Origin of the sequence: Streptomyces sp. NPDC127092 (assembly GCF_042722475.1) — a bacterium.
In the GTDB taxonomy this organism is placed as follows: domain Bacteria; phylum Actinomycetota; class Actinomycetes; order Streptomycetales; family Streptomycetaceae; genus Streptomyces.
This window is the reverse complement of the sequence record NZ_JBHXFE010000029.1, coordinates 49,012-63,687: the sequence shown is the minus strand read 5'-3', so window position 1 is coordinate 63,687 and position 14,676 is coordinate 49,012. Positions and strand designations below refer to the sequence as shown.

Sequence of the window (14,676 nt, the reverse complement as noted above, 5' to 3'; positions counted from 1 at the left end):
GCTGCGCGCACTGGGTGATCCCCGTGTCCGTGTGCCTCCTCCATCTCTCCGCACTAGTGCAGTACTCCCCAACACGTCACACTGTAAAGCCATTTCACACTTGCGCCCTACATTGCGTACGGCGTACGTTCGCGCCATGCCGAACAACGAGATACTCATCTGCGGCGCCGGCATCGCAGGGCCCGCGCTGGCGTACTGGCTACGCAAGGGAGGCTTCACGGTCACGATCGTGGAGCGCGCGCCGGCACCTCGGCCGGGCGGGCAGACCGTGGATCTGCGCGGCGCCGGCCGCACGGTGATCGAACGGATGGGTCTGATGGACCGGGCGCGGGCGGACAGCGTGGACCAGCGCGGGTTCGCGCTCGTCGACGCCTCCGGCCGGGTCACCGCGCGGGTGCCCGCCGACAGCTTCGGCGGTGAGGGGATCGTCTCCGAGATCGAGATCCTCCGCGGAGACCTCGCCCGCCTGCTGTACGAGGCCACCCGGCCGGACACGGAGTACCTCTTCGACGACACCGTCACCGCGATCGATCAGAACGCGGACGGAGCCACCGTCACCTTCGAGAAAGCCGCGCCGCGCCGGTTCAGGCTGGTCGTCGGCGCGGACGGGCCGCACTCCGTGGTGCGCGCGCTGGCCTTCGGCCCGGAGCGGGAGTTCGTCCACCCGCTCGGCCTCTACACGGCCTGGTTCACCGCCATCGACGACCTGGAACTCGACGGCTGGTACCTGATGCACAACGCGCCCGGCGGCCTGGTCGCCTCCGCGCGGCCCGGCCGCCTCCCCGGCGAGATCAAGGCCGGCTTCAGCTTCCGCTCGCCACCCATCGCGTACGACCGCCGCGACATCACCGCCCAGCAGGAACTCGTGGCCCAGCGCTTCGCCGGAGTCGGCTGGGAGACCCCACGCCTGCTGCGGGCCATGCGCACCGCCCCGGACTTCTTCCTCGACTCCATGGGCCAGGTCCGCCTCGACCGCTGGTCACGCGGCCGCGTGGCGCTGCTCGGCGACGCCGGATACTGCGCGACCCCGCTGACCGGGCTCGGGACCAGCCTCGCCCTGGTCGGCGCGTACGTCCTGGCCGGTGAACTCGACGCAGCCGCCGACGACCACCGCATCGCCTTTCGCCGCTACGACGAGGTGATGCGCCCGTACGTGAGCCAGGCCCAGCAGCTCCCGCCGGGCGGTGCGTCGGGGTTCGCGCCTTTGGGCCGGCTCGGCATTCGCCTGCGGGACCTCTCCATGCGGCAGATGACCCGGTGGCCGATGCGGAACCTGCTCGCCGCACAGTTCGCCAAGGCCGGAGACATCGCACTGCCGGAATACAGCATCGCCGCGGACATGCGCTGAGCGGCTCCACCCACGGGCCCCCTTTCCACACCGGACCGAGAGAGGGGAGAGTTTCTTGAAATTCGGGGCTCCGCGGCCGCCCGAAACAGTGCCGCAGACGACGCTCGGCCGACCGCGGCGGGCCTTGCCGCGTCGGCGCGTACTCCTCCGGCCGACCGCCCCTGATCGCCCTTCAGGAGCCGGTTCGCGGCCTCGTCCCATCGGCTCTGACCTGGTGCTTTATGGCAAATCACCTAAGTTGGGAGAGCTCTGTCGGACACTCTCGGAGGGGGCATCATGAGCGAGGAATCCCATACGTACGACGCCAGCATGATCGTGGTTTTCGAGGGCCTGGAGGCCGTTCGTAAGCGGCCCGGGATGTACATCGGATCGGTCGGCGAACGCGGCCTTCACCACCTGGTGCTCGAGGCTGCCGAACGGGCGCTGAACGAGATCCTGGGCGGCACCGCCAGCCGTGTCGAGATCACCCTCACCGCCGACGGCGGCGTCCGTGTCGCCGACGACGGCACGGGTCTTGCGGTCGGGTACGCCGGCCACGACGACGGCCCTCCGCTGGAAACCCGGTTGACCGAGCTCTGGGGCGGGACACCACCCGCTGACCGACGCTTGCTGTCCGGCGGCATTTTCGGCATGGGACTGGCCGTCGTCAACGCCTTGTCGAGCCGCCTGACGGCAGAGGTACGCCGCGACGGCGCCTGCTGGGTGATGGAGTACGAGCAAGGCGTGCCCGTCGGCCGGCCCGCCCACACCGGGCCGGCCGACGCCGGCGGGACCGTGATCACCTTCCGGCCCGACCCCGAGATCTTCGAGACGCTGGAGTTCTCGTTCGACACCCTCGCTGCACGCTTCAGGGAACTGTCCTTCCTCAACCGCACGTTGGACATCACCTTGACCGACGACCGCGACCCCGAGGCGCCCCGGGCCGTTCGCTTCCGCTTCCCGGGCGGACCAAGGGACTACATCGCGGAACAGAGTGCCCCGCTCCACCCGGACGTGATCGGCTTCGAGCGCGAGTACGCCGAGATGGAGGGAACGGTGGAGGTGGCCTTCCGCTGGTGCGACAGCCGCGACGAACGGATCGCAAGCTACGCCAACAGCCTGCCGACCACCGGCGGCGGCACGCACGAACTCGGCTTCCGCCACGGCCTGGCGGCCGCGCTCACCGCGTACGCCCGGGAGCAGCAGATGCTCGGCCCGTCCGACCCCGACTTCACCCCCAGCCGGCTCGGCGCGGGCCTGACGGCGGTCGTGTCGGTGAAGCTGGATCGGCCCGAATTCGAGGGCGCGACCCGCGACCGGCTGGGCAACGGTCCCGTCCGCGCCTGCGTCACCGAGGCCGTCCGAGAGCACCTGACCGCCTGGCTCCGCGCCAACCCGGCGCAGGCGACGGCCGTCCTCACCCGGATCTCGATGGCCGCCCACCCCTGACAGCAGCACACCGAAGACACCGAAGCCCAGGCCGGGGCGGATCCCCGGCCTGGGCTTCGACGGCACAGACGGCCGCAACACCCTCACGAGCCGCAGACCATGGCACATCTCAAACACGGTCTGAGAAAGCTGACCACCTCCGCTCGACCTGGACCGGTCATGGGCCGAAGCGCGACGGTTGACCTACGGGCAGGCTCGCTGTCACCGATCACCGAGCTCATTCTTCGCCCAGTCTGACCCGGGCGGTCACGGGGAGGTGGTCGCTGCCGGTGGCGGGCAGGGTACGTATGTGGCTGATCGTCGCTGAGCGGGCCATGACCTGGTCGATGCGGGCCATGGGGAAAGCGGCGGGGAAGCTGAAGGCGAAGCCCCGCTCCGCCGTGTTCATCCGCGAGGTGAGCGGGGACAGGCCACGGTCGTCGGCGGTGCCGTTGAGATCACCGAGCAGGAGGACTGTTGCCAGTTTCTCGGCGGCGATGGCCTCGCCCAGCCTGCTTGCGCTCGCGTCCCGTCTGGCGGAGGCAAGGCCGCTCGCCTGGACACGGACCGAGGGCAGGTGTGCCACGTACGCCGCGATGTCGCCGTGCGGCGTGTGCACCACGGCCCGCAGCCCGCGGCTCCAGGGTTCTGCGATCTGCCGGGGCTTGATGTCCACGAGCCGGGTATCCGCCAGCGGATGCTTCGACCAGAGTCCGACGGTGCCCCGGACGGCGTGGTACGGGTAGTCCGGGGCGAGGGTCTGCACGTACACCGCCAGCGCCGGAGGCACCAGCTCCTCCAACGCGACGAGGTCGGGCCCGGCGGCGGCGAGGGCGCGGGCCGTGCCCGCCGGGTCGGCGTTCTCGTCGCTGACGTTGTGCTGCACCACGACCAGCTCCCGCGGGCCGGGCCCCGCCCCGGGCAGGAGCAGCCTGCCGAAGAGGTGCGTCCAGGCCACCACAGGCAGCAGCAGCGACACCAGCGCGGTGGCGGAACGGCGCAGCAGGGCCGGCACGAGCAGCGCCACGACCACCACACCGAGCCATGGGAGGAACGCTTCCAGCAAACTTCCCAGACGACCGACGGAGTTGGGCACCGCTCGATGGCAGACCATGAGTCCGGCTGTCAGCACCGCGAGCGCAGCGGGCACTCGCCCCCGTCGCCAGTCCGGCGGCCACCGTGGCGCCCGCTTCGTGCTCGCGTCCGCAGCCCACGGCCCGGATCGTCGCCGCGTCCACCGGGCCACGGTCGCCTTCTCGCCCACTACGGCGTCCCTTCTGTCTGACCTCGCTGCCCAAGACGGGTTCCGAGACACATCGGTTTCGCCAGCCGGCATCCCGCCGCGACTGTGCAACCGCTCAGACCTCGGCATCCGACGCTTAACGAATATCGACCGGCTGGGGAACCCCGCCGAGCGCAACACCGTCGAGCGGGCGTCGGCATGCATCCGGCGCTGTCGGTCACATGGAGTGGTTGATCCAACGCCGGAGCACCGCATGGGTGGCATCGTCCAGCGTGCACAGAGCTTCGATGGCGTCGAGGTCGCCGGGCAGGGGTGTGACGCCCGCGGTGGTCAGAGCGGCATGCAGCTCCAGACGCCGACGGTCGGCCGGGGCGAGCGGAGCGCACAGGCGGGTGGCCGGGTCCGGTGCCGGCAGGAGGTAGTCACCGGCTTCGATGACAGCGCCGGCCGTCGACGCGTGCTCCGGCTGACCGTCGATGAGCGCGGCCGGAAACCGATACGGGTCTAGGTCTTGCAGCGCCGCGGTGCCTGTGATGAATGCCTGAAACCCGGTCACAAGTGCCTCCTTGGTCGTCGTACCACTGCGGAAGACGACTGGAAGGAGCCTGACGGAGGTTGCGGCGCGCTGCGCATTCCACCCGAATGTCCTCTACAGCATCTCGTCACAAGACGGATGAACCAACTACGCCAGGCCGCAGACACGACGGCCAGGGCGGCATGACGACAGCGGACCTCCGATGTGCGGTGGCCTGCGGTCAGCTGGATGACGGGCTTCTCGGCGGCGGCTTCGGCGCACTGGTTGACCAGCTTTGTCGCCAGGACGCATGTGACCTGGTGACCGGCCATTGCGGCCTTGGTGCCGAGCACGAAGCAGGTGCGACTTGCCGGTGCGTGGCTCTTAACGAGAAAGTCGATTCCCGAGGATGCTTGTTACCGGCGGCCGCAAGTTCTGGGCCGCAACGGAGCGGGCGGGTTTCCGCCCGAGGCGCTATACCGAACCTCGCCAGTAGACTCCGGCGCCATGATGGCTGCCGCTCCCGTATCGCCCGTCCCGACCGCGCCGCCCGGTTTGACCCGCAGGGCCAAGGCGTTCGTCGTGGTGGAGGGCCTCTTTGTTCCTCAGCAGGACATCGGGCGTCACCGCGAGGCATGGATCGAGCACGGCGTCCCGACTGCGGAGATCGATCGCGCGGTGGCCTTCGACGACCGTTGGGGCGGTCTCGCGCTGCCCCCGGCGCCGTTCTACGAGAGCGGTCCGCGGGTCCTGGGCGCGGACGTTCCCGAGGGCTCGGACGCTGAGGGCTGGTGGATCCCGGCCGGAGACTGTCGGGTGTCCATGGCCTACGGATTCATGATCGGCCCCGGTGGAGAGTTCGGGATTCACGGCTACCACTGGGCACCGCTGCATGCCAATACCGAAGGCTGGGTGGAGTCGTTGGCGCTGGCCAGCCACGCGAGACGCTGGGCCAAGACCATCACGAGAATCACCGGCGAGGCCGTCGACTCCCTGGACCTCGAAGGGTACGAGCCAGTACCCGAAGTACGGGGCCTGACCGACACCTGGTGGCGGGGCAAGGACTCACTCATCGCCCTTTACCGTGGCGAGGCCGTCGCCATGGACGCCCCAGGATGCCTTGAAGCCCATGTATACGGTGGCCTTGACGAGTGGGGTCTCCACGGCCGCTGACCGCCAACTGGCGCCGCCGAACCTCCCTGATTGGCAGCCGAGCCAACGATGACGACGCTGCCTGCTTCTGCGCATTCGCACGAACGAGGCGGCGGAGGCGGATGAGGGCTGCGGACATAACCGCGAAGGCGAGGAATTGCTCGGCCTTGCGTTCGTAACGCCGATGCAGGCGGCGGCAGCCGGCAAGCCAGGACACTGTGCGTTCCACGCCCCAGCGATGGCTGCCGAGGCGTTGCGAGGATTCGACGCCACGTCGGGCGATCCGCGGCACGATGCCGCGTTCGCGCAGCCATTGCCGCAAATGGTCGTAGTCGTATCGCCGTGCAGTTTGGCCGGGCGACGCCGACGCGGTCCACGGCGCGACCGGATCGTCGGGATGCCGCGGACCAGAAGCTCCAGAGCCTGGCTGTCGTGCAGGTTGGCGCCCGAGATCGCGAGCGAGATCGGCAGGCCGGTGCGGTCGCAGATCAGATGGATCTTCGACCCCTTCTTACCGCGGTCGGTCGCATTCGGTCCCGTTGGATTCCCCCTAATCCAGTGCGTAAGCAGACGGCCCGGGACCACGCAACGGCCCGGGCAGCTGCTCGCACAGGACAGCGAATGCCTGGATCCCCCCTGGCCGTCAAGGCCTCCTCAAAGAGCGGCATTGCTGTCCGTTGCGGGGCTCGCGGTGATGACGCGGGTGCCGGGCTGATACCTCCGTTTCCCCAGGCCCGTGAGGCCTCTGTCAAGAGCGGCGCAGCCCGGCGCCTCCGCGATCACCGCGAAACTCGCGGGGGCTACACGGACGTTGATCGTCACGGCGCGAGCCCGCTCCAGGGTCGACCTCTTGTTCCTTCGCGAGCCCGCGAGCTCTGCAGAAGGATCGAGCCCCTGGAGTGCGCTGGTGTTACGAACGGCTAGTGAGATGGCGGACCAACGAGTCCTTGGATTAGGGCGCCGCGTGACCCGCATGTGCTCGTGACCTGCATAAACGGATGGAACTGGGAGGACAGCTTGATCGTGTTCTGCGGCATCGACTGGGCAGAGCGCCACTACGACGTCGCCCTCGTCGACAAAGCCGGCACTCTGCTCGCCAAGGCCCGTATCACCGACGACGCGGCTGGCTACCACCAGCTTCTGGACCTCCTTGCCGAGCACGGTGACAGCCCAGACGATCCAATACCGGTGGCTATCGAGACCAGCCACGGCCTCCTGGTCGCGAGCCTGTGAACTGGCAGTCGTCAGGTCTTCGCGATCAATCCGCTCGCCGCTGCCCGCTGCCGGGACCGCCACGGCGTCAGTCGAAAGAAGTCCGACCCGGGCGACGCCCTGGTCTTGGCGAACATCCTGCGCACCGACATGCACGCCCACCGGCCCCTGCCAGCCGACTCAGCCTCGCCCAGGCCATCACGGTCCTGGCCCGAGGCCAGCAGGACGCCGTCTGGACCCGGCAACAGGTCGCCAACCAGGTCCGCTCGCTCCTGCGCGAGTACTACCCTGCTGCTCTGCTGGCCTTCCAGGGCAAGCAAGGTGGTCTGACCAGGGCTGACGCCCGTGTCATCCTCACTCTGGCCCCGACCCCGACCAAGGCCGCGAAGCTCACCCTCGCCCAGCTGCGGGCTGCCCTCAAACGCAGTGGCTGCCTCCGCGGCTGCGACGCGGAGGCCGAGCGGCTGAGGGACGTATTCCGCGCCGAGTACGCCCACCAGCTCCCCGGCGTCGAGGATGCCTTCGGCCACCAGCTCCTGGCCCTGCTCAAGCAGCTGGAAGCCACCTGCGAGGCCGCAGACGATCTCGCGGAGGCGACCACAACCGCCTTTCACCAGCACGCCGACAGCGAGATCCTGCTCAGCTTCCCCGGCCTGGGACCCCTGCTCGGCGCCCGCGTCCTCGCCGAGCTGGGCGACGACCGGGCACGGTTCGCCGACGCCAGGGCGCTGAAGTCGTACGCCGGATCCGCCCCCATCACCCGCGCCTCCGGCAAGAAGCGTTTCGTCGGCCGCCGCTTCGTCAAAAACAACCGCCTCATCAACGCCGGCTTCCTCTGGGCCTTCGCCGCCCTCACCGCCTCACCGGGAGGGAACGCGCACTACCGACGCCGACGCGAGCACGGCGACTGGCACGCCGCCGCGCAACGGCACTTGCTGAACCGCTTCCTCGGCCAGCTCCACCACTGCCTCAAGACCCGACAGCCGTTCGACGAACAACGCGCCTTCGCACCGTTCCTCCAGGCGCCAGCATGACCCAGCAGCCCGGGCCGTTGGCCATGTCAGTGCACCCGTCTAGATTCACCGCGTGACTGAGCCTTCCTACCTTGCCGCGGTCCGGGATTCATACGACACCATGGCCGACGACTACGTCGCCCTCGTCAAAACCCCCTCTGAGCTGGACCCCCTGTCTCGCTCGATGCTGACCGCCTTCGCCGAGCTGGTGCGGGCATCCGACCGAGGGCCGGTCGCGGACCTGGGCTGCGGACCCGGAAGAGTGACGGCGCACATGGCCGGACTCGGCGTTTCTGCATTCGGCATCGATGTGTCCCCAAAGATGATCGAACTGGCCCGAATCGCCTACCCGGACCTGCGTTTCTCCGTTGGCTCCATGACCGCGTTGGAGATCGAAGACGACACGCTCGGCGGCATCCTGGCGTACTACTCCACCCACCACACACCTCCGGAGCTGCTACCGGTCGTGTTCGCCGAGTTCCACCGCGCCCTGGCACCCGGCGGACATCTCCTCCTCGCTGGCCACGTAGGCACCGGTGAACACCGCCGTCCCACACACGGCCATGGCGGCCACCCCGTGTCCTACACGTCGTATCGGTTGCCCGCACACCAACTCGCCGAGCTGCTGAACCAGGCCGAATTCACCGTTACCGCTCAACTGCTGCAGGAGCCCGACGAGGAACGGAACTGGAAGTTCGCCAATTTCCTGGCCTGCAAGCCGACTACCGAGGAGACCAGCTTGACTTCCTAGGCCCCTGAGATGTCTTTGAGAGCACGAATGCTCACCGAGTCGATCGCGCACCCGTCCGCTCGTCGTGGTCCAGCCGGATTCGAGCCGTGCCGTTCGAGACAGGCATGGCGCTAGCCGCCCCTCAGCCGGCCCCAGCTGGAGGGCGGCGGCCAGGCCATCAACTCCGTGCTGCTCTCCAGTGCCGCGGCGCGGCCGGCATGGCCCGATGTGAATCCGGGCGCGACAACGGATGTGTGGTCACGCTTTCCCGAAGACTGCACCGAGTGCCTCGTCGGCGACGTCGTCCGGTATCTGCCTCCGACCAGCTCAGGGCGACGGCTTGCCAGATGGACACGGGCATCGGGGTGAACGAATTCACCCGCATCGGTCGAGGCCGCGGCTCATCCGGCCGACCCGGCCTGCACGCCGCCTGCGGTGCGGTTCCGCTGAGGTCACGGACCGGCCGCGGGCGCCGGTCGACGTCGAGGAGGTTGACGTTGCCACGAAGAATCGCTTCTCTCCTGCACACGAGGAGCCGGCGCAGTCGCGTCCGGTCCGCTTCTCCCCGGTTCCGGCCGCTGCAGGCCGTCACCGCCGCGCTCGCCGTGGGCGCCGTCCTGCTCGGTGTCCTGCCGGCGGCGGCCACCAACGGGACGGTGTGGACGACGCTGCCGTCGACACCCACCGTCCGCTGGGGCCTGGCGGCGGCAGCGGCGCCCTGCCCCGTGGGGCAGACCGGCACGTGCGTCTACGGCGTGGGCGGCAACAGCGGCGGTACGAGTACGGGCACGACCGAGTCGTACAACCGGCTCACCAACGCCTGGTCGACACTGAGCCCCCTGTCCGTACCCCGGCGCCGCCTGGCCGCGGCCGCCGCACCCTGCCCGGTGGGGCAGAGCGGCACCTGTGTCTACTCCTTGGGCGGTCTGAACACCGCCGACGCGACCGTGGGCACGGCGGAGTCGTACAACCCGGCCTCCAACGCCTGGAGCACGCTGCCGGCGATGCCGACGCCGCGGTCGATCCTGGCGTCGACGGCCGGCCCCTGCCCGCTCGGGCAGACGGGGACCTGCGTCTACGCGATCGGCGGCAACAACGGCACCACGAACGTGGCCACCGTCCAGTCGTACAACCCAGCCACCAACGCCTGGAGCACGTTGGCTCCGCTGAGCGCCCCCCGGATCTTCCTGGCGGCCGCGGCCGCACCCTGCCCGGCGGGGCAGAGCGGCACCTGCGTCTACGCCACGGGCGGCGACAACGGCTCTGGCCGGGTCGCCACGGTGGAGTCGTACAACCCGGCGACCAACGCCTGGAGCCCGGTGGCCTCGCTGCCCGGGCCCCGCGCGGACCTGGCCGCGGCCGCCGCGCCGTGCCCGGTGGGGCAGAGCGGCACCTGCGTGTACGCGGTGGGCGGCTCGGCGCCAGGGGCGACAGGCGCGGTCGAGTCGTACAACCCCGCCTCCAACGTCTGGACCACACTCCCGTCGATGCCGACGCCCCGGTTCGCCCTGGGCGCGGCGACCACCACGTGTCCGCCCGGCCAGACGGGCACCTGCGTCTACGCCGTGGGCGGCGTCGTCGCGGGCGGCGCTTCCACTGGCGCGTTGGAAGCCCTGGACCCGCCGCCGGCCCCCTCGGACGACTCAGGACCGACGCGGTCGGCCCTCCCATAGGGCTCTGGCGCGCGCTCCCGAAGCAGCGCAACCACTCGACCGCGATGGGCATCGAAGTGGAACATGCCTTTTCTTGGACACCCCTCATTGATCGTCGACGGCACCCTGGTCCCCACCCGTGACCCCACGATCGCCGAGCAGTCGAAGAACCACAGGTACTTCACCACCACCAAGTCGTCATCGACGCCGACTCCCGCCTGGTCGTTGCCGTCAGCCGACCGGTCCCGGGAAACCGCAACGACTGCGAGGCATGGGAACTGTCCGGCGCGAAGGACGCCGTCGGACGGACCACCGTGATCGCTGTCGGCGGCTACCGGGGCAACGGCCTCAGCATCCCTCACCGCCGTGACGCCGGTCAGGCCACACTTCCGACCTGGAAAGAGGAACACAACGCCTCGCACCGCAAGGTCCGCGCCCGCGTAGAGCACGCCTTCGCCCCGGATAAAGAGCTGGAAAATTCGCCGCGGCTGCCGTTTGGAAGGCGACGGCGGCCACCACGCCATGCTCGGCATCGCCCGCCTTCACAACCTCGCCCTCACCGGCTGAACCGATAGCAGGCAGGTAAGCGAGCACAACCGTGATCGATTACGGGACAACGCTTACTGTGACAATCCACTTTGGTGGTCCTTTGAGCGCCCAAGTGACGTTCTTGGGCGCTCGTCGCTTTACAGCAAGGGGTCGTCGTCTTCATGAGCGCGAGCGCCCCTCGATCTCGACCAGGCCGAAACCGCTCTCTCGGGCAGCCCATCACGAGTGACCTCCGCTTGGCCGCGCGCCGGCTTCATGCTGGTGCTCCTCGATGGAGGCGTCGTCTTCAATCTCGCCGATTGCCTGCAACTGGGAGAGAAGTCGCCGTCAGGCTTCCCCCTGAGGAGGCGATCGCTCCATCGAGTTTCGCGCCGGTCAGGTTCGCCCTTGTCAGGTCGGCGGAGAGGAGGGTTGCCTTCGAAAGGTTCGCGTTGGTCAGGTTTGCGCCGGTCAGTTTGGCCTCAAAGAGGTTCGCGCCACTGAGGTTCGTTCCCGACAGGTTCGCTCCGGACAGGTCAGCGTCCGAAAGATTCGTGCCGCTCAGATCAGCCCGGGATGCGGCCACGCCTCGCAGGTTGGCTGTCCAGAGTTGAGCGAAGGGCAGGCGGGCCTCCGTGAGGTTCGCCTTGGACAGGTCGGCGCCGTACAGCTCGGTGTTACGCAGGAGGGCGCCGGCCAGAACGGCACCGGAGAGGTTCACGTCGGTCAGATCGGCTTTGGTCAGGTCGGCGTTGCGGAGGTCCGCACCGTGCAGGTCCACACTGCTGAGGTCCGCCTCGGCGAGGGTTGCGTCGCCGAGGTAGGCGCCGACCAGGGTCGTGGTCCGCTCTAGGCGTGCGCGGGTGAAATCGGCTTTCGGGAGGCTTGCTCGGTCCAGGTCGACGTCGGAGAGGTAGGCGTCTGCAAAGTTCGCTCCGACGCCGGAGGCGGCGATGAGGTCCACGCCCATGAGGACCGCCTTCCGCAGGTCTGTCCGGGTGAGCCTGGCGTGGTCCAGGAGCAGACGGTGGTCGGTGGCGTCCTCGCGGGCCAACTCCAGACCGGTCAGGTTGGCACCCGTCCAGTCGACCTTCGCCGTGCCGTCCTGGCCTGCCGGGCGACTGGCGAGGACGCGCGCAACGGCTTGAACATCCTCGGGCGGGGCCGCCTTTCCACCAGACCTGGCGACGTCGGCGTGCGTGCGCAGATACGCGGACAGCACCGAGACGACGCGCGGCTGATCGCGGGCGGAGTCCTGCATGATGCGCTCCAGCGCGTAGATCCCACCGAACCGCACGTCTTGTGACGCCGAGCCCAGGTTGGTGATCGCCGCGGTGAACCGGTCCGTGATCTGGCCCTGCTCTGTGATCCGCAGCTCTTCGCGCGTCTGTCCGACGGACATCCAGGTGAAGAGCAGCGCGATGAGCGCCGTAAGCCCGGGCAGGCTCGCCAGGATGGTCAGTCCCCACGCACCGGTCGAGCGGCCGTCCCCCCTTCCCCGACCGTTCCTGATCTGGCGGGCCCGGACGGTATGCCGCCTCGCCCCTCGACTTGGGATCCTCACCCATCCATCGCACGCGACGGCGGCATATCCCGCACTCCTCTGTGCGCCGGTGGAGTGAGGCGCGAGCCTCAGTGGACGGCGTCGTCCAGGGAGGCTCCCAGGCCCAGACGGAGGCGGGTACCTCCGAGCGCGAGTACCGGGACGCTGCGGGCCCGGACTGGGGTAGTACGGCAACCGCCTGATAGCCGCCCGCTACAGGAAAGGCCCGTAACTGCAGGACGAGCACGAACCTGCCCAACACACTCACCAGAGCCGTACCGGTCCTGTCTCACCCGAGCGGCCCAACCCATTCACCCGGCTCCGCAACGAGGCCGGTGGGACCGAGTCGAGGTCACCAAGAACCCCGACCGGCTCCGCCGACGCCCTGGCCCGCGTGCCGCGCACCGAGGACGCGTGCGCCGCCGTCGCTGAGCGGTACCACCGTGACGCCGACGAGGACACCGAGGCCGAAGCCGCCCGTTCGTGGGCCGGGCCGCCCCCGAGCTCCGGAGCCGGACCGACGGTCACGGGCAGATTTCAACAACCGGCCGTGACGAGGAGGGCTCATGCAGATGGCGATCTGTACGCGTAGACCTCACGGACCTGACGTGGGAGATGTTGTCCTACAGCGCGGCGAACGGGGGACTGCGTGGCGGCGGCGCAGTTGCCTGGTGGTGCGGGGTGCGGTGGCGGTGCGGGACTCCAAGAACCCTGAACGTGAGGCGCTGCACTTCACTGCAGGCGACTGGTCTACGTCCCGCAGCGGCATCGCTGCGGGAGATTTCCGGGGCCGAACGCCCGAGGGGCGGTGTCGGGCCTGGGGTGATCGGTGTGGCCGGCCTCCGGACCCGGCCTCCGGCAGCGTTGAGGCTCGCTCGGGTTCCGGTGGTCACCCGGCCGGGGGCACTCAGCAGCACGGGCAGGCCGGCGCGTCCATAGAGTCAGGAGGCCCGGTGAACGTCCCGCCGGGCGCTGACACGATGGAAGGCACGCCCGTGAGCACCAGTGTGGATGTCGCCAACCGGGTCCTGGGCCCGCTGGCCACGCAGATGTCGGCTCTTGAAGCCTTCTACGAGGACCTGCACCGGCATCCAGAGCTGGGATTCCTGGAAACCCGTACTGCCGCCAACGTGGCCAAGCAGCTGGGCACCGACGGCTTCGAGGTGCTCACCGGTGTCGGCAGGACCGGCGTGGTCGGGGTACTGCGGAACGGCGACGGGCCAGTGGTGCTGCTGCGGGCGGACATGGACGCGCTGCCGGTGAAGGAACAGACCGGGCTGCCCTACGCGTCCACCGACACCCAGACCGGCCTGGACGGCAAGACCGTGCCCGTGGCGCACGCCTGCGGCCACGACGTGCACGTGACCTGCCTGCTCGGTGCGGCCCGGCTGCTGGCCGCGGCCAGCGACGCCTGGGCGGGCACACTGATCGCGCTGTTCCAGCCCAACGAGGAGGAGGGCGGGGGCGCGGACGGCATGATCGCCGACGGACTCTACGACCAGGTGCCCACGCCGGACGTGGTGCTGGCCCAGCACGTCATCCCGGGCCTGGCGGGGACGGTCTACTTCCACCCGGGCGCCGCCATGGCCGCCGCCGACCGGTACGCCGTCACCTTCCACGGCCACGGCGCCCACGGTTCCAGCCCGCACACCGGCATCGACCCGGTGCTGATGGCCGCGGCGGCCGTACAGCGCTGGCAGGGCATCGTCGCCCGCGAGATCGCCCCCGGCACCGAGGCCGTGGTGACGGTCGGGTCGATCCACGGGGGCGACGTCCCCAACGCCGTCCCCGACCGCGTCGTCGTCAAGCTGGACCTGCGCAGCTACGACCAGGACATCCGCACGAAGCTCATCGATGCGGTCGCACGCATCGCCAGAGCCGAGGCCACGGCCTCCGGCGCAGACCAGGAGCCGGACATCGAGGTCCTCAACACCTTCCCCGTCCTGGTCAACGATGACCAGGTCGCCACTGAGGTGAATCAGGCCTTCGCCGCCTTCTTCGGCTCCGACCGGCTCGCCGAGGCCCCGGCCGCCAGCGGCAGCGAGGACGCCGGTGTACTGGCCGCGGCCGCCGGGGCGCCCCTGTACTACTGGTGGATCGGCGGCGACGACCCGGCAGTCCTCAAGCAGTACCAGGACAAGGGCGAACCAGTTCCGTCGAACCACTCCCCGTTTTTCGGACCGGTCAAGCAACCCACCCTGACCGTCGGCGTGCAGGCGCTCGTCGTCGCCGCGCTCAACCGGTTCGACCAAGCGCATCTCGGGCCCTGACAGCGGAAGCCGCGATGCAGGTACATCGCCGCGGTGTGGCCAACAGCAATGTGGAGGCGCCCGG

General features: G+C 69.4%; 9 protein-coding genes and 4 pseudogenes. 9 read left to right on the top strand and 4 right to left on the bottom strand.

The annotated features are described in order from the left end of the window. Positions 1 to 136: 136 nt before the first annotated feature. Both ACFWJO_RS23560 and ACFWJO_RS23555 read left to right on the top strand, forming a co-directional pair. Entirely contained in the window at positions 137 to 1,348 is a 1,212-nt protein-coding gene (locus ACFWJO_RS23560; RefSeq protein WP_386868011.1) for an FAD-dependent monooxygenase, read from the top strand. Positions 1,349 to 1,624: 276 nt separating this feature from the next. Further along, complete coding sequence (locus ACFWJO_RS23555) at positions 1,625 to 2,776, top strand: ATP-binding protein (protein WP_386868009.1); 1,152 nt, start codon at positions 1,625 to 1,627, stop codon at positions 2,774 to 2,776. A 217-nt stretch (positions 2,777 to 2,993) separates the two neighbouring features. Here ACFWJO_RS23555 and ACFWJO_RS23550 read toward each other — a convergent pair whose 3' ends face one another. Both ACFWJO_RS23550 and ACFWJO_RS23545 read right to left on the bottom strand, forming a co-directional pair. Continuing rightward, the gene (locus tag ACFWJO_RS23550; protein WP_386868007.1) at positions 2,994 to 3,869 is read right to left on the bottom strand and encodes an endonuclease/exonuclease/phosphatase family protein; all 876 of its coding nucleotides are present in this window, start codon (positions 3,867 to 3,869) and stop codon (positions 2,994 to 2,996) included. Between the two features lie 346 nt (positions 3,870 to 4,215). Then, positions 4,216 to 4,554, bottom strand: coding sequence for a hypothetical protein (locus ACFWJO_RS23545; protein WP_386868005.1), 339 nt, complete (start codon positions 4,552 to 4,554; stop codon positions 4,216 to 4,218). Between the two features lie 468 nt (positions 4,555 to 5,022). Between ACFWJO_RS23545 and ACFWJO_RS23540 the strand changes: the two genes are divergently transcribed. After that, complete coding sequence (locus ACFWJO_RS23540; RefSeq protein ID WP_386868089.1) at positions 5,023 to 5,685, top strand: hypothetical protein; 663 nt, start codon at positions 5,023 to 5,025, stop codon at positions 5,683 to 5,685. Between the two features lie 79 nt (positions 5,686 to 5,764). Here ACFWJO_RS23540 and ACFWJO_RS23535 read toward each other — a convergent pair. Beyond that, positions 5,765 to 6,219: pseudogene (locus ACFWJO_RS23535) on the bottom strand (IS5 family transposase); the annotation flags it as partial. Positions 6,220 to 6,654: 435 nt separating this feature from the next. On the opposite strand from ACFWJO_RS23535, the pseudogene ACFWJO_RS23530 reads away from it, so the two are divergent. The 4 genes and pseudogenes from ACFWJO_RS23530 to ACFWJO_RS23515 all read left to right on the top strand — a co-directional run. Beyond that, a pseudogene (locus ACFWJO_RS23530) lies at positions 6,655 to 7,910 on the top strand (IS110 family transposase). A gap of 52 nt (positions 7,911 to 7,962) precedes the next feature. Beyond that, the gene (locus tag ACFWJO_RS23525) at positions 7,963 to 8,640 is read left to right on the top strand and encodes a class I SAM-dependent methyltransferase (protein ID WP_386868004.1); all 678 of its coding nucleotides are present in this window, start codon (positions 7,963 to 7,965) and stop codon (positions 8,638 to 8,640) included. 476 nt (positions 8,641 to 9,116) lie between these two features. Further along, positions 9,117 to 10,292 carry a Kelch repeat-containing protein gene (locus ACFWJO_RS23520; RefSeq protein ID WP_386868002.1) on the top strand — a complete coding sequence of 392 codons (1,176 nt, stop codon included), beginning with the start codon at positions 9,117 to 9,119 and terminating at the stop codon, positions 10,290 to 10,292. A gap of 87 nt (positions 10,293 to 10,379) precedes the next feature. Further along, a pseudogene (locus ACFWJO_RS23515) lies at positions 10,380 to 10,838 on the top strand (transposase); the annotation flags it as partial. Positions 10,839 to 11,106: 268 nt separating this feature from the next. Here ACFWJO_RS23515 and ACFWJO_RS23510 read toward each other — a convergent pair. Next, positions 11,107 to 12,201, bottom strand: coding sequence for a pentapeptide repeat-containing protein (locus ACFWJO_RS23510; RefSeq protein WP_386868000.1), 1,095 nt, complete (start codon positions 12,199 to 12,201; stop codon positions 11,107 to 11,109). A gap of 707 nt (positions 12,202 to 12,908) precedes the next feature. Here ACFWJO_RS23510 and ACFWJO_RS23505 point away from each other — a divergent pair. Together ACFWJO_RS23505 and ACFWJO_RS23500 are read left to right on the top strand one after the other, a co-directional pair. After that, positions 12,909 to 13,082, top strand: a pseudogene (locus ACFWJO_RS23505) (DUF397 domain-containing protein); the annotation flags it as partial. A gap of 240 nt (positions 13,083 to 13,322) precedes the next feature. Then, positions 13,323 to 14,612 carry an amidohydrolase gene (locus ACFWJO_RS23500; RefSeq protein ID WP_386868087.1) on the top strand — a complete coding sequence of 430 codons (1,290 nt, stop codon included), beginning with the start codon at positions 13,323 to 13,325 and terminating at the stop codon, positions 14,610 to 14,612. Positions 14,613 to 14,676 lie beyond the last annotated feature (64 nt).